Raw genomic sequence first — 22,289 nt, 5'->3', positions numbered from 1 at the left:
AATTATTTTTATTCGATAGTTTATCGATTTGAAGTACTACGCTTGTTCCATTTAATATCACTCAACATTCCGGATTTAATTCCAATAAAGAAATTCCAGTTGGAGTTTGGACCAATTGGAGTCCAGTTAAAGGCCATTCTCCAGCTTAATAAGTCTCTTTCAAAACGAAATTGTGTAAAAGTAACCCCTTTTTGTACAAAATCGTAACCTGTAGAAACTCCGCCTTTCCATTTAGGAGTAATGTCCATATTGGCAGATATCATGATCGAGTTTCCGCTAATTTTATTTTCCCTGGCGGCATTCGAGTAGGTTAGGGAATATGCCAAAGTCATATCCCACGGAAGTTTAGAGCGGAAAAATTCAGTTATCACATCTTTATCATCGTCTTTTTCGTTGGCAAACTGACTATTTCTGCTATCGTTTAGATCCGTATTTGTTCCGAACAAGTCGTCATTACGACCACCATTTCGCTGGCTTTGTGTGTTCTTTTCCTGTGCATTGCCTCCCTTGTTCGAGAAGGAATAGTTTACAGTAAGGTTGGCACTCGTTAATCGGAATAAACTTCCTCCATTATCAATATTAAAGACATTCATTACGTGCCCTGCATTGTCAATCGCATACGGGTTTAAAACAGCTCCGAAGTTCAGGTTCATTTTGTTGTCCAAAAGCTGCGTTCCACCACTTACAATTACCGGCTGCCAGGCTAAAGTTTGTTTTCCGTCAGCATTGAAATTATAACTGGTGCTGAAGTTTAAGTTGTTTAGTAACATGATCTTTTTCGGCTCTGTTTTTGTGCTGTCACGATCTCTTACCTTGGCTTCAAAAGTATTACTTAAAGCAAATGACACAATATTAGAGTTACTGTTTCCGGGAGCGCCAAAAATACCATTGTCAAATCTGGAGTACGTATTGATTTTTCCGGTTGCGTCTACTGTATAATTGTCGTAATACTGATCAAAACTTGGCGTGTAAGAATACGTCATAGTAGGTCTCATGACGTGACGTATGGATTGAATTTTTTTGTTGTCACCAAAATTAAAAGTACCGTAAATGGTAGTTCCTAAATTGGTACTGAAATTATAAGTTCTGTAAGCATCAAAACCATTAACAGTCGTGGTTACGGCCTGTCCTTTAGTAGCATCGTATTCTCTCTTTTCGGTTTTAGTTACCCAGGTTTCCTGATAATTGGTAGAGGCTCCTGCACTAAAGTATTTAAACAATTTAAAGTTAGTACTGATAGGAATACTGTGTTGCATTCCAATCTTAGCATCTCTAAACATCTGTGGTTTGAAAAACAGGGAATCTGTTGTTGAAATACTGTTTTTCCCGCTTAAATTATATTGTAAATTGATGTTTTTTATGAATCCCTTTTTAACGCCGTCTTTTCCAACAAAAGGATATACACGATCCACACTTGCCTGTAAGGTTGGTAGGGTCATGTCGATTTTTTCCGTTTGAGTATTTTGCGAGTGCGTGGCGGTTAACGAAATACGTGCCTGAGGAATCGTATTGAACGTTTTGCTGTAAGAGATGGAGGAGTTTAAAGTGTTATTTAAATTAGATCCTGCGTTCGCCTGATTGATAGATCGCTTGAAGTACTTACTACTACCCATGTTTACAGAGGCAGAAAAAGTAGAGTTAGGGTTTGATTTTGTATCTTTCGAATGCGACCACTGAATGTTGTAGATTTTTTCTTTAGAATAATCAGGATAACCACGCTCACTGTTGATTAGATTTTCATAACGAATGTTAAGATTTCCTCTGTATTTGTACTTCGCGGCGTATGTCGATTCGAAACGCATGGCATAACTACCATTGGTATAATAGTCACCCAGAACCGTCAGATCATAATTATCACTCAATGCAAAATAATATCCTCCGTTTTGTAAAGAGAAACCTCTTGTGTTTGAGTCGTTGTAACTAGGTAAAATAATACCCGAAACACTTTTTTCCTGACTCATCGGGAAATAGGCGAAAGGCAATGCCAGAGGGGTAGGAACATCTGCAATGACCATATTGGTTAAACCGGTAATTACTTTTTTACCAGGTATAAATTTTACTTTATTGGTCTGAAAATAGTATTCCGGATTGTCAATGTCTTTTGCGGTTGTAAAACGGGCACCGCGTAAAAAGTAAACCGAGTCGTTTTCTTTTTTGGTAATGGCTGCTTTAATCTTAAATTCACCTTGTTCTGTTCTCGAATTATAGATCAGAGCCTTTTTTGTTTTAAAATTAAATCGGATAGAGTCGGGCTGAACTTCGCTGGCTCCTTGTTTGAAGTTTGGATATTGTATCAAAACACCTGCCGAATCCCGAATACGTCCGGCATAAACCTCTTCCTTTTCCATGTTTAAAACAATGATACCCGATTTTAATTCGACATCTTTGTAATAAAGTTCGGCTTCATTATATAAGGTAAGAGTTTTTGCTTTTTTGTCGTATTTAGCGTAATCTTTAGCTTTGTATTTGGTAACAGCGTCCAGAAAATTCTTTTTTGCCTTAACCGTATCCAGCTTTATAGTGTCTGAAACGGTAACCTCAGGTTTCTCTGTTGTAGTGCTTTTGGGTTTATCTGTTTGTTTTACAGTAGGTAAAGGCTTTTTTTTGTTTTTTATCTCTTGCGAATATAAATTACCACATCCTAAAGTTAGGAAAAATGATAATAAAACGATATTAAATAAGTTTGTATGCAAAGGTTTAAATGCTATTTTTGTAAAATTATGGCTTGTTTTTTGACATGTCAAACTTACATATAATTTTTTGTCAAAAATAATCAATTGTAAAAATTATAGCTGTAGCGTTTTATTAAAATTAACTTTTAGATTTATGAATGGATTTAACAAAATTAAAGTAATATTTACTTTTTTTCTAACGATATTGTCTTTTTGTGCTTATAGCCAGGCAAATGTTTTTAAAGTAACACTTGATGCTGGACATGGTGATCACGACTTTGGAGCTGTTTACAGCGGACGGATTGAAAAAAATATTGCTTTAGCTATTGTTTTAAAAGTGGGTAAAATCTTAGAGGGAAGTCCGAATGTTAATGTAATATATACTCGTAAAACGGATGTTTTTATCGATTTGGTCGAAAGAGCAAACATTGCAAACAGAGCAAATTCGAATATTTTCGTATCAATTCACTGTAATGCAAATAAAAATACAGCTGCCGACGGAACAGAAACCTATGTAATGGGGTTGAGTAAAGTAGCGTCGAATCTTGAAGCTGCGAAAAAAGAGAACTCTGTAATTACTTTAGAAAAAGATTATAAACGTAAATATGAAGGTTTCGATCCAAATTCACCTGAATCAATGATTGGAATGACTTTAATGCAGGAAGAATATTTGGATAACAGTATTTCTTTGGCCAGTAAAATTGAAGACAATTTTGATAAACTTGGAAAAAAATTGAGACATGGAGGGGTAAAGCAAGCACCTTTCATGGTACTTCATAAAGCTTATATGCCAAGGGTTTTAGTAGAAACCGGGTTTGTATCTAATCCGACAGAAGGGAATATACTAAATTCAGAAGAAGGACAAAATGATATTGCAAAAGCGATTGCCGAAGCAATTTTAAGTTATAAAAGCGAATATTTTGGTTCAGGTATTCCTGAAATAGTAGATTCAAAACCGGCAAAAGATACTTCAACTCCGGTTAAAACGAAAGAAGTCGAAACTCCTGCGACAGTTAAAAACGCTCCAAAAGGTACATTCTTTAGAGTACAGCTTATTGCCAGTATTAAAAAGACACCATTGGAACCTAAAAATTTTAAAGGACTTAAAAACGTAACCATGCTGTACGAAAATAATATTTATAAATATTTCTATCAGGAAACTTCAAGTTACGATGCTGCCAAAAAATATTTGGAAGAAGCTAAAGATAAAGGATACGGCGCTGCCTTTTTGGTTGCAACCAAAGATGGAGAAAAGATCAGTATTCAAGACGCCATTAAATAATAGCTTCTAGTTCGAATATTTATATTAATTTTGTACAAACACTAAGAATTTTGAAACTAACAAGAGAAATTAAAACGGCTATTTTAGTCATCGCGTCAATTTTATTATTTATTTGGGGCTATAGTTTTTTAAAAGGCAAAGACCTTTTTACAGATTACCAAACATTATATGCAGAATATGATAATGTGGAAGATTTGTCAGCATCAGCTCCCGTTACCATAAACGGACTTACAATTGGTAAAGTAACTAAAATTACAATCAATGAAGTAACAGGGAAATTATTAGTTGAACTTCAATTAAAAACAGATTTTCCAATTTCTAAAACAAGTCAGGCATCTTTATATTCTCCAAGTTTAATTGGAGGAAAACAGATTAAGATTGTTCCTAATTTTGCAGACAAAGAACTGGCGGTTGATGGTCAGACTTTAGCTTCGGTTGTTGAACCGGGACTAAAAGAATCTTTAGGCGGAAAAATTGAGCCAATTCAGGTGAAATTAGAAAAAATGTTGGTTAACATTGATAATCTGGTTTCAGGATTAAACAACGTTTTAGATAAAAAAGGACAAGAAGACCTGAAGAAAACTTTAGCTGAATTGAGTCAGACTATGGAGCAGTTTCATAAAGCTTCAGGAAGCATCAATACTATTTTAGATACCAACAAAGGACAGATTAACGGAGTGGTAAGCAACTTTAATAAAATGTCCAGTAACTTCAATAAAATCTCTGATTCTTTAAACAAGGCAGATTTAGGAAAAACAGTTCGAAACTTAAATCAGACTTTGGCTAAAGTGGATGGTATTATGAGTAATTTGAACTCAGGAAAAGGTACTGCGGGTAAATTATTGAATGATGATGCGTTGTATAATAATCTGGCAAAAACTTCAAAAGAGCTTGAATTATTGTTACAGGATGTTCGTCTTTACCCAACACGTTATGTAAATGTTTCGCTTTTCGGAAAGAAAAACAAACCTTATGTAGCACCAACAGAAGATGCTAACACAACCACTAAAAAATAATCAGAATGAGTTATTTAGATAATATTTTATTCGCTATACTTCTTATAATAGGTTTTGGCTTTTTTGCATCGAGCGTAAAAAAGATCATCCGAAACATTAATTTGGGAGTAGATGTAAATCGAAAAGATAATTCTAAAGCACGTTGGAAAAACATGGCATTGATTGCTCTTGGGCAGTCAAAAATGGTGAGACGCCCTGTAGCTGGAATACTTCATATTTTTGTATATGTAGGTTTTATAATTATCAACATCGAATTACTCGAGATCATTATTGACGGACTTTTTGGAACGCATAGAATTTTTGCGCCTTATTTAGGTGTGGTTTATGATGTTTTAATTGCTTCATTTGAGATATTGGCAATACTGGTAATTTTTGCAGTTACTGTTTTTTGGATTAGAAGAAATGTAATCCGATTAAAGCGTTTTGTGAACAAAGACCTGGACGGATTTCCAAAAAGCGATGCGAATTACATCTTGTATTTCGAAACCGTTTTGATGTTATTGTTTTTATTAATGAATGCTTCCGATCTTCATTTGCAAAATGTTCCAGGAGGAGTTTTTCATAAAGCAGGAAGTTTCCCGATCAGTCAGTTTATAGCGCCAATTTTTAACGGAATGTCGAATGATTTGGTAGTGCTGTTATTTGAAGTATTCTGGTGGCTGCACATAGCAGGTATTTTAGTTTTCATGAACTATTTATACTTTTCTAAACACCTGCACATTCTTTTGGCTTTCCCAAATACTTATTTTGCGAACTTGAACCCTGAAGGTCAGTTTGATAATTTAGAGTCAGTAACCAAAGAGGTAAAGTTGATGATGGATCCAAATGCAGATCCGTTTGCAGCAGCCCCTGTTGACGAAAATGCTGCCCCTGCAAAATTTGGAGCAAGTGATGTTCAGGATTTGAACTGGGTACAGCTTTTAAATGCTTATACTTGTACGGAATGTGGTCGTTGTACATCATCATGTCCGGCAAATCAAACGGGTAAAAAATTGTCTCCTCGTAAAATTATGATGGACACAAGAGACCGTTTGCAGGAAGTTGGTAAAAACATCGATGCAAATAAAGGAGTTTTTGTTCCGGATAATAAAACATTATTGAACGATTATATTACACCTGAAGAATTGTGGGCTTGTACCTCATGTAACGCTTGTGTAGAAGAATGTCCGGTAAACATCAGTCCGTTGTCTATTATTATGGATATGCGTCGTTATTTAGTAATGGAACAAAGTGCTGCTCCAATGTCATTAAATGCGATGATGACCAATATCGAAAACAATGGAGCGCCTTGGCAATATAGCCAGCAGGATCGTTTGAATTGGAAAAACGAAAATTAGAAATAAAAGTTTAAAAGGTTATTGGTTTAACCGTTTAATCGATTTGAATAAAATAGTAAGGTTTTTTAGTAAGGTTACAGCAAAGAGTGCGATTAACCAAATAAACAATTAACCGATTTAACAACAAAAGAAGATGTCAGAAAGTTTAGTAGTGCCAACAATGGCTGAGATGCTAGCCCAGGGAACACAGCCTGAAGTTTTATTTTGGGTAGGTTGCGCAGGGAGTTTTGATGATAGAGCAAAAAAAATTACAAAAGCATTTGTGCGAATTTTAAATCGTACTAATGTATCGTTTGCAGTTTTAGGTACTGAAGAGAGCTGTACCGGAGATCCTGCAAAACGTGCTGGAAATGAGTTTTTGTTTCAAATGCAGGCCATGATGAATATCGAGGTGCTGAATGCTTATGAAGCAAAGAAAATTGTTACCGCTTGTCCGCATTGTTTCAATACTTTAAAGAATGAATATCCTGAATTAGGAGGTCAGTACGATGTTATACATCATACAGAATTCTTAAAATCATTAATTGATGACGGAAGACTAACCGTAGAAGGAGGTCAGTTTAAAGGAAAGAAAATTACTTTTCACGATCCTTGTTATTTAGGTAGAGCTAACAAAGTATATGAAGCACCAAGAGACCTGATTCAGAAACTTGATGTTGAGCTAGTGGAAATGAAGCGCTCAAAAGCAAACGGACTTTGTTGTGGAGCCGGTGGAGCACAAATGTTTAAAGATGCCGAGCCTGGAAATAAAGAAGTGAACGTTTTACGTACCGAAGATGCTTTGGAAGTACAGCCGGATATTATTGCAGCCGGGTGTCCGTTCTGTAATACAATGTTGACTGATGGTATCAAACATCAGGAAAAAGAAGGACAAGTGAAAGTAATGGATGTTGCGGAGCTAATTGCGAATGCACAGGATCTTTAAAAAAAAGGTTCTGAGTTACTAAGATGCTAAGGCGCTAAGGTTCTAAGTTTTTTAACTTGAAACCTGAAACTTGAAACAAAATAAAACAAAAAGAAAAAATGTATATACCTTTTGAAAATTTACCTGGTGAATCCAGAGTTTGGATTTATCAATCAAACAGAAAGTTTTCTGAGGAAGAATTTTCTGAAATAGAAACCGACCTGAAAGCTTTTGTAGAAGAATGGGCGGCACACGGAACAAGTCTGGAGGCTTCGTATCAATTAAAATACAACCGATTCATTATTTTGGCTGTAAATCAGGAAGTACAGGCGGCAACAGGTTGTTCGATCGATAGTTCGGTGGAGTTTATCCAAAGTTTAGAGAAAAAGTACAACGTTGATTTGTTAGATAAAATGAACGTGACTTTTAAACTGGGGGAACATATTGCACACAAACCTTTAATCGATTTTAAGAAAATGGTTAAAGACAAGTCAGTTTCCGAGAACACTATTGTTTTTAATAATCTGGTAAACAATATTGAAGAATTCAACGAATCATGGGAAGTTCCTGCTGCCGATAGCTGGCACAGCAGATTTTTCTAAGAGAAATTTATAATATTCGAAAGGTGCAAAATCTAAATTTTGCGCCTTTTTTGTTTTTATAAACCGGACAGGTTTCAAAAACCTGTCGGGTTTAAAATCGAAAAATCTGAATCTATATATTCACAAAAATCTAACAGTTTAAAAGAGCAACTAAAAGCTATTTTTAAGTACTTTCGTAGTTACTAAACTTAATACATGAAAATAGCAATAGTTTGTTATCCGACATTTGGTGGTAGTGGTGTAGTTGCTACGGAATTAGGCCTTGAATTAGCCAGACGCGGACACGAAATCCACTTTATTACCTACAGTCAGCCAGTTCGGTTGGCACTTTTAAACCCTAATGTTCATTATCACGAAGTAAACGTTCCTGAATATCCTCTTTTTCATTATCAGCCTTATGAATTGGCATTGTCCAGTAAATTGGTTGATATGGTGAAATTGTATAAAATAGAAGTGCTTCACGTGCATTATGCCATTCCTCACGCATATGCGGGTTATATGGCGAAGCAAATGCTGAAAAATGAAGGGATTAATCTTCCAATGATTACCACACTTCACGGAACAGATATTACACTAGTGGGGAATCATCCCTTTTATAAACCTGCGGTGACCTTTAGCATCAATAAATCAGATTATGTGACTTCCGTTTCTCAGAGTTTGAAAGATGATACTTTAAAGCTGTTTAAAATCAAGAATAAAATTAAGGTTATCCCTAATTTTATCGAATTGGATAAAGTTAGAAAAGATCCTCAGGCACCTTGCCATCGTTATGTTATGGCGAAGGAGGACGAGCGCATTATCACGCACATTAGTAACTTTAGAAAGGTGAAGAGAATTCCGGATATCATTAAGATTTTCTATAATATTCAGAAAGAAATTCCGTCTAAACTGATGATGGTAGGTGATGGTCCGGAAAAAGAAAAAGCAGAAGTTTTATGTATGGAACTTGGTATCTATGACAAAGTTATTTTCTTTGGAAATAGTAACGAGATTGATAAAATTTTATGTTTTACCGATTTATTCCTGCTTCCATCAGAAACAGAGAGTTTTGGTTTGGCAGCTTTAGAAGCAATGTCAAGCGGAGTCCCTGTGATTTCAAGTAATTCGGGTGGTTTGCCAGAGGTTAATTTTGACGGTTTTTCAGGATATTTGAGCAATGTTGGTAACGTTGAGGAAATGGCTGCCAATGCAATCAAAATACTAAAAGACGACGACGTTTTGAATCAGTTTAAAGCAAATGCATTAGAAGTTGCCCGTAAGTTTGATATCAAAACAATATTGCCTAAGTATGAGGCGTTGTATCAAAAAGCGATTGATGATTATAAGCATGAGAAACACGAGAAACAATAATCTTAAAAGTTAACGTAAATGAAAAAAGTAATTTCGGTACTGGTGATTCTGGTTTTAGTTTCTTGCGGGGTTAAGAAAAACTCTGACGGAACCTCTAAAATTCTGTATGAAGTTCTCACAGAACAATCTGACGGAGGAGGAAATATCAAATTTTTTGAAATTCTAACGGAACCGAATGAAATCAAAATGCTGGAAAATGATCCCCATTTGAAAGCAAAAATGAAACAGGACGATATCAGTAATTCAAATTATGTAATCCTGAATATGGGTGAAAAAAATACCGGTGGCTATTCTATTGGTGTTGAAAAAGTAGAAGAAACGGATAAAAATATTATCATCACCGTTAAAGAAAATAATCCCGCTGCAGATGCTATGGTAACGCAGGCTATTACTTATCCGTACACTGTAATCAAAGTACACTCTAAAAAAGAGATTATTGTGAAGTAAGTGATGAGTTGTGGGATGTCAGGCTGAGCGAAGTCGAAGCGAATGTCCGGCTGAGCGAAGTCGAAGCCCCTATGCGCAAAGCTTCGACTTTGCTCAGCCTGAGACTCATTTTCAATGTAAACATAAAAAAAACCTGTCGCATTAAAAACGACAGGTTTCTTTTTATAATTATTTTTGTCTTTAATTAGAATCTGAATTTCACTCCTAAACCAACATCAAATCCAAAATTGTCATCGTCATAATATCCGGAACCAACTTCAGGTCTCGCGTCTAATGATAAAGTAATTGGTGCTTCTTTAAATCTGTATTCTATACCAATATCTCCCGCCGCAAAAACATACGTTCCGTTATCTTTGTATCTGTTGTTGTTGGTATAATAGTCGTGATTCCAGGTTGCAAGACCACCTCCAACACCGGCATACCAGTTGAAACCTCCATCAATATTCCAAACCCATTGATAAAGTGCTACACCTTTAATAGCGTCAACGTTACTGCTGTTTCTCCATCCTAAATCAAATTCCAGTCTGTTTTTTTGGTTTAATCCTAACTGATAAGATACTTCTCCGCCAAAACCGTTATTATCTCCTAAACGGATACCCAGGGCATGTTTCGAAATTTCTTGTGATTGTGCCGTAAACGCTAAACCTAATAGCATTAGGGCAGATAAAGTGATTTTTTTCATAAAAATGGTTATTAATTTTTGCCAAATTTAATCCTCACTATAATTTTGAATCGTATAGGATTATTAAAAATTGTTATATAATTCACATTTTTAGAAAGTAAGAAAGCAGGTTTAAAGTAGTTTTATTTGCGATAGGCAGTGTGTTTAGAGGTTTATTTGTTTAGAATGATAGTAGAAATTAACTGAGAGCTCAGCGTGTCCTCCATTTCAAAGAGATTTTCTTCTTCGGTAAAATTACTTTCGGCATAAGAGTATAATTTCCATCGCTTTTTATGATATTCCAATGCGGTAAGATTTTCCACCCAATCTCCCGAATTAAGGTATAAAGTCGACCCATGTTTGTTTTCTTTGGTAACGATTTTCGGTTCGTGTATGTGTCCGCAGATGACGTAATCGTATTTTTTTTCAATAGCCAGATCAGTAGCAGTAGTTTCAAAATCAGAGATAAATTTCACTGCTTTTTTCACGCTGGCTTTTATCTTTTTAGAGAAGGAGTAAGGTTCTCGTCCTAGTTTTGCAAGGCACCAGTTGGCAAATCGATTGCTTAGAATTAAGTAATCGTATCCTAATCCGCCCAGTTTTGCAATCCATTTAGAGTGTTGAACGGAAGCATCAAATACATCTCCGTGAAAAATCCATGCTTTTTTATCGTCCAGTTCCAAAACTAATTTATCGACCAGTGCAAAATTGCCCATGTTCATATCGCTGAATTTCCGAAGAATTTCATCATGGTTTCCGGTGATGTAATATACTTTTGTGCCTTTAGATGCCATGCCGATAATGCGCTGAATGACTCTTAAATGTGCTTTTGGAAAGTATGATTTTCTAAATTGCCAGGCATCAATAATGTCACCGTTCAGGACTAATGTTTTAGGCTTTATGCTTGATAAGTAGTTGTTTAGTTCTTTGGCGTGACTTCCGTAAGTTCCTAAATGGACATCTGATATAATGACCAATTCAACATTTCGTTTTTTCAATTTTTCTTTTTTTGAAGTTTAACAAATGAATGAAACTCTTGTGAGAGAAATTTTATGAAATGGTTATCAATTTGGCTGCAATTTTAATAAATTGTGATTTTTAATCACCTTAACCTTTGCTTAATAATACCAATTTTAAATTTTTTAATTTAATTCATAAAACTTACATTTGCTCAAAACTAATTACAATGGCAGGAAATAGCTACGGCAATTTATATAAAGTTACAACATTTGGAGAATCTCATGGTGAAGCTTTAGGCGGAATTATAGATGGTTGTCCATCAGGAATTGAACTTGATTTAGATGCAATTGAAGTTGAAATGTCCAGAAGAAAGCCCGGACAGTCGGCAATTGTAACACAACGTAAAGAACCGGATGCAGTTCAGTTTTTATCTGGTATTTTTGAAGGTAAAACGACTGGAACGCCTATTGGATTTATTATTCCGAATACCAATCAAAAATCAGACGATTACTCTCATATAAAAGACAATTACAGACCTAGTCATGCTGATTACGTATACGATCAGAAGTATGGTTTTCGAGACTATCGCGGTGGTGGGCGAAGCTCTGCCAGAGAAACGGCAAGCAGAGTAGTTGCGGGGGCGATAGCAAAACAAATGCTTCCTGAAATAAAAATTAATGCCTACGTTTCATCGGTTGGTCCAATTCATTTAGATACACCTTATCAGGATTTGGATTTTTCTAAAATAGAGAGCAATCCTGTTCGTTGTCCGGATGAAAAATCGGCAGCGATTATGGAAGAATATATTCGTGATATCCGCAAACAAGGAGATACCGTTGGAGGAGTAGTTTCCTGTGTCATTCAAAATGTTCCGGTTGGTTTAGGAGAACCGGTTTTTGATAAGCTGCATGCTGAATTAGGAAAAGCCATGCTTTCGATAAATGCAGTAAAAGGTTTTGAATACGGAAGCGGATTTTCAGGTTCTGAAATGAAAGGAAGTGAACATAACGATTTATACAATCCTGACGGAACTACAAAAACAAATCTTTCGGGAGGAATACAGGGAGGAATAAGCAACGGAATGGATATTTATTTCAGAGTAGCCTTCAAACCTGTTGCGACTATCATGCAGACTCAGGATTCATTAGACAATAAAGGGAATATTACACCAATGACCGGTAAAGGCCGTCATGATCCGTGTGTAGTGCCTCGCGCAGTGCCAATTGTTGAGGCAATGGCTGCGATTGTTTTGGCTGATTTTTATTTGATCAACAAAACGTATTTATAAAAGTTAAGACAGTGAGGGTTTTAACATTTTAATTTAAAACAAACAAATTAATGCAAGAAGTTACAGAAACTAAAAAGAAATCTTTTCTTAAAGGATTAACAGGGCAGATTATTATTGCAATGGTTCTTGGAGCCACTTTGGGAATAATTTTGCACAATTCGATTTCGCCTGAGGCAGCACAATCTTTTAGTAATAAAATAAAAATGCTTGCAACGATCTTTATCAGATTGGTGCAGATGATTATTTCTCCGTTAGTATTTACCACTTTAGTTGTAGGTATTGCAAAACTTGGAGATATTAAAACTGTGGGAAGAATTGGAGGAAAAGCCCTTGGATGGTTTTTTACTGCTTCTTTTATCTCTTTATTGATTGGATTGTTTTATGTGAACATTCTGGAGCCGGGCGTAGGTTTAAAACTGGATCACGTTGATATGGCTGCAGCTTCGGAAGTAACTGCTAAAACAAAAACATTATCTGTTGAAAATTTTGTAGAACACATTGTACCTAAAAGTATTTTTGAAGCAATGGCAACCAATGAAATTTTACAGATTGTTGTATTTTCAATCTTCTTCGGGTTAGCTGGTGCCTCTTTGGGAAGTACAGTAAAACCAGTAATCAATGCTTTAGATAAGACTTCGCATATCGTTTTAAAAATGGTGAACTATGTTATGAACTTCGCTCCAATTGGAGTTTTCGGAGCCATTGCAGGAGTATTCGCTATTAGAGATGCCGAAGAGTTGGTAATTACCTATTTTAAATTCTTCGGATCGTTTTTAGTTGGAATTGGTACTTTATGGGTGGTTTTAGTTGCAGTAGGGTATCTTTTTCTGAAAGGAAGAATGACAGAGCTTTTAAGACGTATTACAGGGCCTCTGGCGATCGCTTTCGGTACAACGAGTAGTGAAGCTGTTTTTCCAAAATTAACAGAAGAATTGGAAGATTTTGGTGTAAAAGACAAAATTGTAGCCTTTATGCTGCCGCTTGGATACTCGTTTAACCTGGACGGAAGTATGATGTACATGACTTTTGCCAGTATTTTTATTGCTCAGTTTTATGGAGTACATCTGGATTTAGGGACTCAAATGGTGATGCTTTTGGTTTTAATGTTGACAAGTAAAGGTATTGCAGGTGTGCCAAGAGCCAGTTTGGTTGTAGTTGCTGCAACTTGCGGTATGTTTGATATACCGGTTGAAGGAATTGCATTAATCTTACCAATCGATCACTTTTGTGATATGTTCAGAAGTGCTACAAACGTTTTAGGAAATGCTTTGGCAACATCAGTTGTGGGGCAATGGGAGGATGATAAAGATTCTGAAATTGCTTCCGAAAACTTATAATTATTTTTATTCAGGTAGGAAAAGACTTTGAAAACTTTTAAAGTCCAAATAAAAAAGAAGCTGTATTTTTAATAGAAATACAGCTTTTTTTTATTTTTGATGTATATTTGGTCAAATTAGCCTATTTATGCCCCGAATACGGATTCTTTTGCTGCTACTGCTGGTGTGTCTGAATTGTTTTGCCAATTCAGCCATTATGCAATCTGAAACGGTGCCGGAGGCAAAGATTAATAAACTTGTAGAGGAAGCCTGGGGCGACTACAGGAAATCAAATTTTGAAAAGTCACTCATCACCTCGCGAATAGCATTAAACTATGCTACAGCTGCTAAGAATAATAATTTAATAGCAAAATCGTATAAAATAATTGCCGGAAATTACAATGAATTGTCGGAATTTGATAAAGCTATTTTTTTCTATAAAAAAGGATTGTTTTACGCCGGTAAAACCAATAACGATTCCTTAAAATACAGTCTTCATAATAATCTTGGTAATATTTATTGTTTTGAGAAAAAACAGTTCAACCTGGGAATTAATTATTACAAAAAATCCATAGCCTACAGTTTAAAATTAAACGAGATGGGGCAAGTATATTTTACAAACGTAAATATTGCCTGGGCTTATTTTGATATAGGAAAATTTAAAGAAGGATATCCGTTTCTAAAATTTGTAAACAGCAATAAGAGTAAATATGGTGACGAGTCCACGGAGATCGTTGTAAACATGCTAAACGGGATGTATTATAGTTACCATAATGATTATGAGTTGGCCAATGTTTTCTTTCTCAAAGCAATTCAGGCGGGTAAAAACAGTGACGAGCGATCGGATTTGTCATATTCACATCAGGAATATTCTAAGTTCTTAAACAAAATAGGGAAGTATGAAGAGGCTTATGTGAATCTGGCTTCATACAATAAAATAACAGAAGAATTGTACAATGAGGAAAAACTCAAAAAAGCCTCTATTGCCGGTTTTAATTTAGAATTAGACGAATACAAAAGGCAGATTGATAAGATAGAAAGTGAGAAAGATTCACAGTATCAAAGTCTTAAAAAGTCAAGGATTATTGTGATTTTATTTGTTCTGATTTCGCTGATTCTTTTGGTTCTCATTATCACTCTGATTAAAAATATCAGGTTTAAGAAAAAACACAATGCAGAGCTTTTAGAAGCCAAAGAAATTGCAGAGGAAGCCTCACTTCTTAAAAGTCAATTTATTTCGACTATAAGCCATGAATTGCGTACACCATTGTACGGTGTGGTTGGAATCACCAATATGCTGCTGGAAGAACACAAAGAACTGTCCAGAAGTCAGCATTTGAGTTCGTTGAAATTTTCGGCCCGTTATTTATTATCCTTGGTCAATGACATTCTTCAGATCAATAAAATTGAGGAGAATAAAGTGGTATTGGAGAATTTAACATTCAATATTTCCGATGAGATTATGATGATTAAGAATTCGCTGTCTTTTTTATCGCAAAAAAACAATGATAAAATCACGGTTTCTATTGATCCCTGCATTCCCGAGTACCTTATTGGAGATAAGTTGCGACTTGCTCAGATTTTAATGAATCTGGTGAGTAATGCGCTTAAGTTTACAAAAGATGGCGAAGTTGAAATTATCGTAAAACTGAATCGCTTTGAAGGAAAGATGTATTTTCTGGATTTTTGGGTAAAAGATAACGGAGTAGGAATTGCAGCTGTGGATCAGGATAAAATTTTTGAAAAGTTCGTACAGGTTGGAAGAAAAGATGAAGATTATCAGGGAACAGGCTTGGGATTGAGTATCGTAAAACGATTGTTGGGGCTTTTTGGCAGCACAATTGATTTGAAAAGCGAAGTAGGCTTTGGGACTTCATTTTCATTTACCATTCCGTTTGAATTCGATCCTCAGAAAACAAAACTGATTATTGAAGAAATAGAGGTGGACCTGAGTTCAAATGAGGTGTATAAGATTCTAATTGTGGAAGATAATCTCATTAATCAGCTGGTCACTAAAAAAATTATCGAAAAACACAATTATGTCTGCAAAGTAGTTGATGATGGCTTTGCGGCTCTAAAAATGCTGGAGAGCGAAAATTTCGACTTGATTTTAATGGATATCAACATGCCTTTGATGAATGGTTTTGAAACTACGAGAAGGATTCGTTCAAAAGGGCTTAAAACTCCCATTATAGCGCTTACTGCTTTTGATAAAGACGAGATTACAGATGAAGCGATTTCTTCAGGAATAAATGATATTATTATCAAGCCGTTTGAACCGGTACGCCTTTTTAAGATAATGAATTACTTAATATTGGAAACGAAAAACGCCGGTTAATACCAGCGTTTTTTATTTTGTTTAGAAGCATTTGATTTTCTCGATTTATGAGCGCCACCGCTTCGGTTTGAGTTTTTAGGTTTTTCATCCGTCGCTCCCGGGCTTCCTGAGTGCCATGGGTAAGGATGATCGGTAATGGTTTTTACCTCTACTTTAATAAGTTTCTGAATGTCTTTCCAGTAAGGCTGTTCGTCTTTACCACAAAACGAAATAGCAATTCCGCCATTTCCGGCACGCCCCGTACGTCCAATCCTATGCACATAAGTCTCCGGAATGTTGGGTAAATCAAAATTGATAACAAAAGGCAATTGGTCAATATCGATTCCTCTTGCAGCAATATCGGTTGCAACAAGAACGCCAACTTCTTTGTTTTTAAACGCATCTAAAACACGCTGTCTGGCATTTTGAGATTTATCTCCGTGAATAGCCTCGGCAGGAATGTCTTTTTTACGAAGCGCTTTTACCACATTGTCAGCACCATGTTTGGTTCTTGAAAAAACCAGAACATTAGACAGATTTTCATTTTTGATTAAATGATACAATAAATTTCTTTTCTCTGTTTTTTCTACAAAGTAAATGCGCTGCTCAACCGTTTCTGCCGTTGATGAAACAGGCGAAACTTCTACCTTTTCGGGATCTTTCAAAAACATTTCAGCCAGTTCGCGGATAGCAATCGGCATAGTAGCAGAGAACAATAAAGTCTGCCTGTTTTTAGGAGTCAGTTTTACAATTTTTTTGACATCATTGATAAAACCCATGTCCAGCATTTGGTCAGCTTCATCCAGAACCAAAGTGTGTAAATGATCGAGATCCAGGAATCCTTGTTTGTGTAAATCAAGTAAACGGCCCGGGGTTGCAACTAAAATGTCAACTCCATTTTTTAGGGCATCTACCTGAGGATTTTGTGAAACCCCTCCAAAAATGGTCAATTGTGTTAAATTGGTATATTTGGCATAAGTGTCAAAACTTTGGCCAATCTGAACCGCTAATTCACGTGTAGGAGTAACTATAAGAGCACGGACTTGTTTGGCCTTTTTAGAAGAACCAACAATTCGGTGTAATTGATGTATGATTGGAATAGCAAATGCTGCTGTTTTTCCGGTACCGGTTTGTGCACAGCCAATTAAATCTCTTCCTGACAAAACGATCGGGATCGATTGTTCCTGAATAGGAGTAGGATTTAAGTAACCTTCTTCAAATACGGCTTTTTGTATACTTTTTGAGAGTGACAGATCTTCGAATAACATATCTTGACTTATTAAGAATTTAGTTTTAAGTACTAAAATTCAGTGCAAAGATAGGTTTATTCGTTTAATCCTTTATTTGAATATTGCTTTATTTGGCAAACGCCTATTTTTTTGATTAGTAAAGTTTCTGTTGTGATTAGATTTTTTCGTTATTCGCTTTAATAAAATCTGTTACTAAATAGCCTATTAGCTTGCCAATTAAATTGTTGTTCGGAGAATCGGCCAGATCCGGCGCGCCCTCACAAATATGCAGATACGTCGCATTTTTATGTTGTCCGAAAAAGGAAATAAACTGACGTACTTGTTCTACCGAAAAACCGCTGATGGTCATAGCGCTGCTGGCAATGTTTGGAAGAGCATCCAAATCGATTTCGATTCCGAAAGAATCTGTTCTGATGAATTCTAAAGCCAGAGCCATTTCTCTGTCAAAATCTTTTTCCCTGCGGATGCTGACGCTGTCGTACGTATTATAGCGAACGCGGTCTTCCAGTTTTTTGATGATGTCTAAAACACTTTTAGAAGTATAGTTTTCATGCAGACCAAAAATGAAGTATTTTTTTAAGAAACCTTCTTCATAGGCATAAGAAAAACCGTTGCCGCTATGACGTCCTTCAAGGATTCTAAAATCGGAATGCGCATCGAAATTGATAGCGTTAATAGGTTTTCCTTTGGCCAAAGCCGATCCTTTTATATTTCCGTAAGCATTGTTGTGTCCGCCTCCAATAATAATAGGAGTTTTTCCTGCTTTTATAAGAGTAAAGATAATGTGTGAAACTTCTTTGTCTATTTTTTCGACTAATTGACTAAGTTTTGACCGGTCGTCGATATCATTGAAATCAAGATTTTCAACATCGCGCATTTCCGCAGCGACGTCCAATTGTCCTAAAACAATAATCTGACTGCCTTTAGAAAAACGATTGTGCTGAATGTTAGCAATGCTTTTCATAGCGCTTTCCCATGCCGATGCTGCTCCCGGTCTGCCGTAGTTGGCACGCACGCCAATATCTTCCGGAATTCCGAAAAGGACATATTTAGCTTCGCTCTCTTTTAGAAACTGAATCTTGTCAACTCCTTTAGGGATGACGATCATTTTCTCTCCGAATTTTATTTCACCACTTCTGTGATTGGTAATTTTTGCTAAATCGTTAACAGTAAAAGGAATGAGTTTCTCCATGAAAAAAAAAATTTTTCAAAAATACTATAATTGTAGAAACTTACGTTAATACCTTTATATTAATTCTTAAATTTGTTTTAAAGAAAATTTTTTAAATATGGAAAACCCAAAGAACAACAACTCAAGTCTAAAGGCGGTAATCGCAGTTTTAGCAGTCCTACTGATTGGTAGCTTAGTGTATATTTTTAAATTATCATCTGATACAGATGTAGTTAAGACTGAACTTACAACGACAATGACAGAAAAAGAATCTGTTATGAAAGATTTACAGGAGTTAAAAGCAACTTACGATGCTGCAATTGCTGAGAATACTTCAATGTCTGATGAGTTAATTCAGGAAAGAGATAAAGTAGTCGCTCTAATGGATGATTTAAATAAATCTAAAGGAGATGTCTCTAAGTACAGATCACAAGTTCAGGCAATGCAAGGTAAAATGAAAACTTTAGTTGCTGAAAACGATGAGTTGAAAAAACAAAATGGTGTTTTAACAGTTCAAAGAGACAGTACAATTGTAGTTTTAGGAGAGTCTAAGAAATACAATGAAGTTTTGGTTGGTCAAAACGAAGAATTGGCTAAAACAGTTGAAAAAGGAGCTAAATTATCAGTTTTAAATACTAAAACAATTGCTTACAAAGTAAGAAGCTCTGGTAAACAAATCGAAACGGATAAAGCAAGCCGTGCTGATGTATTGAAAGTAAGCTTTACAATTGCTGAAAATCAAATCGCAAAATCAGGAGATAAAACGTACTATGTTCAGGTTATTGATTCTAAAAACAATGTTTTAGGAGAAAAGAGAACAGAAAGTTTTGGAGACAATACTTTAACGTACAGTTTTAAAACTACTGTTAAATATGAAAATAAAACAGTAAACGTTTCAGAAGATTTAATTGGTAAAGATTTCGAAAAAGGAACGTACTTTATTAACGTTTTTGACAATGACGAATTAGTTTCTAAAACTAGTTTCACTTTAAGATAATACGCTGTCTAGGACAAATACCACTAAAAGTAAAAAAGGTCTGTGATTTTTCACAGACCTTTTTTTTATGTTTTACTATTTTAGAATTTTTCCTTCAAGAAAAACGCTTTCGATAAGATTGCTTCCAAAAGCGTAAGGGATTTGATAGTAAGAGGAAACGGGTTTTGTAAGGATCAGATTGGCTTTTTTACCTTTGGTGATACTTCCGTGTGTTTCAGAAATTCCCATCGCGTACGCGCCATTTATAGTAGCAGCATTTATAGCTTCTTCAGGAGTCATTTTCATTTTAATACAAGCCGTTGCAACTACAAAATTCATGTTTCCGGATGGAGTAGAACCGGGGTTAAAGTCTGTAGCCAGGGCAATTGGCAGGCCTGCTTTTATCATTTCACGAGCCGGAGTGTAAGGAATACTTAAAAAATAAGAACAGGACGGTAACGCAACAGGCATCGTTTCTGTGTTTTTTAAAGCCTCAATGTCTTCCGGGTTCATAATTTCAAGATGATCCACTGAAAGGGCGTTGTATTTGATTCCAGCCTGTATTCCGCCAATAGAATTGAATTGGTTCACATGAATTTTAGGTTTCAGTCCATATTGTATTCCGGCTTCCATGATTTTTTCTGTTTCTTCAACAGAGAAATAACCAGTTTCACAAAAGGCATCCACATAATCGGCCAGTTTGTTTTGGGCAATCTCAGGCAGCATTTTAGTGATGATTTCATCAATATAACCCGCTTTGTTTTCTTTGTAATGCAAAGGGAAGGCATGTGCTCCTAAAAACGTTGCTTTTATGGCAATCGGATAATTCTGAGCTAATTTTTGAATTACGCGAAGCATTTTGAGCTCACCCTCGATAGTTAGTCCGTACCCTGATTTAATTTCTACAGCTCCGGTTCCCAAATGCATGACTTCTTCTAAACGAAGTTTCGACTGCTCGTAGATTTCCTCTTCAGTAGTTTCATTGAGTTTTTTAGCCGAGTTTAGAATGCCGCCGCCACGATTGGCAATTTCTTCATATGAAAACCCATTGATTCGGTCTACAAATTCCTGCTCGCGATTTCCTGCATATACAATGTGGGTGTGACTGTCGCACCACGTAGGCAATATAACTCGTCCTGTTGCGTCGATTGTCAGATCGGCATTGGTTTCTGGAAGATTTTCCATCAGGCCGTAATCCTGAATAAGATCGTCTTTTAGAATTAAATAGGCATTTTTCAGTGTTGGAAGTATGGCCATTTCTGTTCCTGATACTTTGGCTATTGAAGTTTCGCGAACCTGAAGTAGTTCTTTTATGTTGGTTATAAGAGTTGTCATTATTTTGAGGTATAAAGTAAAAAGCACAAATTTCACAATTATCACACTAAAGATTAGTGAAATTAGTGAAATCTGTGTTTGAAAATTTGTTCTTAATTGTCTTATTCTGAAACGGTTATTTCGAACATTTTGCTCCAGTTTTTACCGGTAACAAAAATAGTTTTAGTTTTTGGGTTGTAAGCAATTCCGTTTAAAACATCATCTTTCGTTACATCAGTCATAAGTTTGCGTAATCCTGACATGTCCAGAATTCCTTCAACGGCTCCGGAAGTAGGATTTACGACAGCAATAGCGTCCTTAAACCAAACGTTGGTATAGATTTTTCCGTTAATCCACTCCAATTCATTAATGGCTTTAATTTTTGAAGTTCCTGAGTATACGTTGATATAATCTATCATTTTTTGCGTTGCAGGATCCATTTTCCAGATTTTCTCGGTTTTGTCCGTTTGATAAATGTATTTCCCATCATTCGTCATTCCCCAGCCTTCGATATCTTTCTCGTACGCAAAGGTTTTTTCCAGTTTTAAAGTGTTGGCATTGTAGATAAAACCTGTTTTATTTTGCCAGGTCAGCTGAAATAATTTGCCGTTGATGAACGTAATTCCTTCACCAAAGTATTTTTTGTCTAAATCAATTTGCTTGAAAATTTTCCCGGTTTTATAATCGTATTTTCTTAAGTAAGAAGCTCCTTCCTGACCGGTGCTTTCGTATAAAGTGTCTTTATAGAATTCTAATCCTTCAGTAAAAGATTGTTTGTCATGCGGATAGGTGTTGATTATTTTATATTTTAATAATTTAGGTTCGATATTAGAAACCAGTTCCACACGTTTAGTGGCATCTGAGGAATCTGATCCAAAATAAACGGTAGCTTTTAGGTACTGATACCCTAATCTTTGTTCTTTTAGTTCAAATTTGAATTTTTCTGCACCTTTAGTACTACCTACTTTTTTATCGTTTACAAAGTAGGTAATGCTGTCGATTTCTTTCGAATTTGGGTTTAAAACACCGATCGAAATGGCTTCCTGAGGTAAAAAATGGGCCGGAAAAGCCGAATCATCGATAGTAAACAAAGAATTTTCACCTTTTTTTGTATCTCCACATCCAATTAATGTGATTCCTAATAAAATGACAGTTAGGAAGTTATAATTTTTCATAGTTTAAAATTTGAATAAGCCAATATACGATGATATTTTTATAGCAACAAAGCTCTTGCAAAAATATAAAAAGATTGTATATTTGCACCGGCAAGTCCTACACGACCAGCTCCTGCAGACTCCCCCAGGATGGGAACATAGCAAGGGTACGTGGTTGAGCGGTGCGATGTAGGTCGCTTGCCTATTTTTTTTTTTTAGTTAGTTCCCGATGTTTCGGGATTTTTTTTTAGAATTAATTTAAAAGTAGTCTT

18 protein-coding genes and 1 other RNA gene are annotated in these 22,289 nt (G+C 35.7%); 12 read left to right on the top strand and 7 right to left on the bottom strand.

The window, feature by feature from the left end:
- Positions 1–20: 20 nt before the first annotated feature.
- The gene (locus C245_RS0116165; protein WP_026110113.1) at positions 21–2,744 is read right to left on the bottom strand and encodes a putative LPS assembly protein LptD; all 2,724 of its coding nucleotides are present in this window, start codon (positions 2,742–2,744) and stop codon (positions 21–23) included.
- An 82-nt stretch (positions 2,745–2,826) separates the two neighbouring features.
- Here C245_RS0116165 and C245_RS0116160 point away from each other — a divergent pair, with 82 nt between their 5' ends.
- The 7 genes from C245_RS0116160 (at position 2,827) to C245_RS0116130 (ending at position 9,610) form a co-directional block, all read left to right on the top strand.
- Complete coding sequence (locus C245_RS0116160) at positions 2,827–3,954, top strand: N-acetylmuramoyl-L-alanine amidase (protein ID WP_017497656.1); 1,128 nt, start codon at positions 2,827–2,829, stop codon at positions 3,952–3,954.
- 50 nt (positions 3,955–4,004) lie between these two features.
- A complete protein-coding gene (locus C245_RS0116155) occupies positions 4,005–4,970 on the top strand; it encodes an MlaD family protein (protein WP_017497655.1) in 966 nt (321 codons plus the stop codon).
- Between the two features lie 5 nt (positions 4,971–4,975).
- Complete coding sequence (locus C245_RS0116150; RefSeq protein WP_026110112.1) at positions 4,976–6,307, top strand: (Fe-S)-binding protein; 1,332 nt, start codon at positions 4,976–4,978, stop codon at positions 6,305–6,307.
- A 133-nt stretch (positions 6,308–6,440) separates the two neighbouring features.
- Positions 6,441–7,232 carry a (Fe-S)-binding protein gene (locus tag C245_RS0116145; RefSeq protein WP_017497653.1) on the top strand — a complete coding sequence of 264 codons (792 nt, stop codon included), beginning with the start codon at positions 6,441–6,443 and terminating at the stop codon, positions 7,230–7,232.
- A gap of 98 nt (positions 7,233–7,330) precedes the next feature.
- Positions 7,331–7,813 carry a hypothetical protein gene (locus C245_RS0116140; protein WP_017497652.1) on the top strand — a complete coding sequence of 161 codons (483 nt, stop codon included), beginning with the start codon at positions 7,331–7,333 and terminating at the stop codon, positions 7,811–7,813.
- A gap of 195 nt (positions 7,814–8,008) precedes the next feature.
- A complete protein-coding gene (gene bshA, locus C245_RS0116135) occupies positions 8,009–9,163 on the top strand; it encodes an N-acetyl-alpha-D-glucosaminyl L-malate synthase BshA (RefSeq protein ID WP_017497651.1) in 1,155 nt (384 codons plus the stop codon).
- Positions 9,164–9,181: 18 nt separating this feature from the next.
- Positions 9,182–9,610, top strand: a complete 429-nt coding sequence (locus tag C245_RS0116130) for a protease complex subunit PrcB family protein (RefSeq protein ID WP_017497650.1) — start codon at positions 9,182–9,184, stop codon at positions 9,608–9,610.
- A gap of 184 nt (positions 9,611–9,794) precedes the next feature.
- On the opposite strand, the gene C245_RS0116125 is transcribed toward C245_RS0116130, so the two are convergent.
- Positions 9,795–10,292 carry a hypothetical protein gene (locus C245_RS0116125; protein WP_017497649.1) on the bottom strand — a complete coding sequence of 166 codons (498 nt, stop codon included), beginning with the start codon at positions 10,290–10,292 and terminating at the stop codon, positions 9,795–9,797.
- Between the two features lie 152 nt (positions 10,293–10,444).
- Positions 10,445–11,269 carry a UDP-2,3-diacylglucosamine diphosphatase gene (locus C245_RS0116120; protein ID WP_017497648.1) on the bottom strand — a complete coding sequence of 275 codons (825 nt, stop codon included), beginning with the start codon at positions 11,267–11,269 and terminating at the stop codon, positions 10,445–10,447.
- Between the two features lie 188 nt (positions 11,270–11,457).
- Between C245_RS0116120 and aroC the strand changes: the two genes are divergently transcribed.
- From aroC to C245_RS0116105, 3 genes are all read left to right on the top strand, one after another.
- Positions 11,458–12,519, top strand: coding sequence for a chorismate synthase (gene aroC / locus C245_RS0116115; RefSeq protein ID WP_017497647.1), 1,062 nt, complete (start codon positions 11,458–11,460; stop codon positions 12,517–12,519).
- Positions 12,520–12,569: 50 nt separating this feature from the next.
- On the top strand, positions 12,570–13,856 hold the full coding sequence (locus C245_RS0116110) for a dicarboxylate/amino acid:cation symporter (protein ID WP_017497646.1): 1,287 nt from the start codon (positions 12,570–12,572) through the stop codon (positions 13,854–13,856).
- A 127-nt stretch (positions 13,857–13,983) separates the two neighbouring features.
- Positions 13,984–16,173, top strand: a complete 2,190-nt coding sequence (locus C245_RS0116105) for a response regulator (protein ID WP_026110111.1) — start codon at positions 13,984–13,986, stop codon at positions 16,171–16,173.
- Here C245_RS0116105 and C245_RS0116100 read toward each other — a convergent pair.
- Together C245_RS0116100 and C245_RS0116095 are read right to left on the bottom strand one after the other, a co-directional pair.
- Complete coding sequence (locus tag C245_RS0116100; RefSeq protein WP_017497644.1) at positions 16,170–17,420, bottom strand: DEAD/DEAH box helicase; 1,251 nt, start codon at positions 17,418–17,420, stop codon at positions 16,170–16,172. The two genes, C245_RS0116105 and C245_RS0116100, sit on opposite strands and share 4 nt — an antisense overlap.
- A gap of 136 nt (positions 17,421–17,556) precedes the next feature.
- Positions 17,557–18,594 (bottom strand): formimidoylglutamase, encoded by a 1,038-nt coding sequence (locus C245_RS0116095; protein ID WP_017497643.1) that lies wholly within the window; start codon positions 18,592–18,594, stop codon positions 17,557–17,559.
- Between the two features lie 97 nt (positions 18,595–18,691).
- On the opposite strand from C245_RS0116095, the gene C245_RS0116090 reads away from it, so the two are divergent.
- Positions 18,692–19,570 carry a hypothetical protein gene (locus tag C245_RS0116090; protein WP_017497642.1) on the top strand — a complete coding sequence of 293 codons (879 nt, stop codon included), beginning with the start codon at positions 18,692–18,694 and terminating at the stop codon, positions 19,568–19,570.
- Positions 19,571–19,645: 75 nt separating this feature from the next.
- Here the strand turns inward: C245_RS0116090 and hutI are convergent, their stop codons facing one another.
- Complete coding sequence (gene hutI, locus C245_RS0116085) at positions 19,646–20,884, bottom strand: imidazolonepropionase (protein ID WP_017497641.1); 1,239 nt, start codon at positions 20,882–20,884, stop codon at positions 19,646–19,648.
- Between the two features lie 101 nt (positions 20,885–20,985).
- Positions 20,986–22,038 carry a glutaminyl-peptide cyclotransferase gene (locus C245_RS0116080; protein ID WP_017497640.1) on the bottom strand — a complete coding sequence of 351 codons (1,053 nt, stop codon included), beginning with the start codon at positions 22,036–22,038 and terminating at the stop codon, positions 20,986–20,988.
- Positions 22,039–22,126: 88 nt separating this feature from the next.
- Here C245_RS0116080 and ffs point away from each other — a divergent pair.
- Positions 22,127–22,224: signal recognition particle sRNA small type (ffs, locus tag C245_RS24035), an RNA gene on the top strand.
- Positions 22,225–22,289: the final 65 nt, after the last annotated feature.

The sequence above is a fragment of the Flavobacterium sp. WG21 genome (assembly GCF_000335775.1).
GTDB classification, from domain to species: domain Bacteria; phylum Bacteroidota; class Bacteroidia; order Flavobacteriales; family Flavobacteriaceae; genus Flavobacterium; species Flavobacterium tructae.
This window is presented reverse-complemented; position numbering and strand designations above follow the sequence as displayed.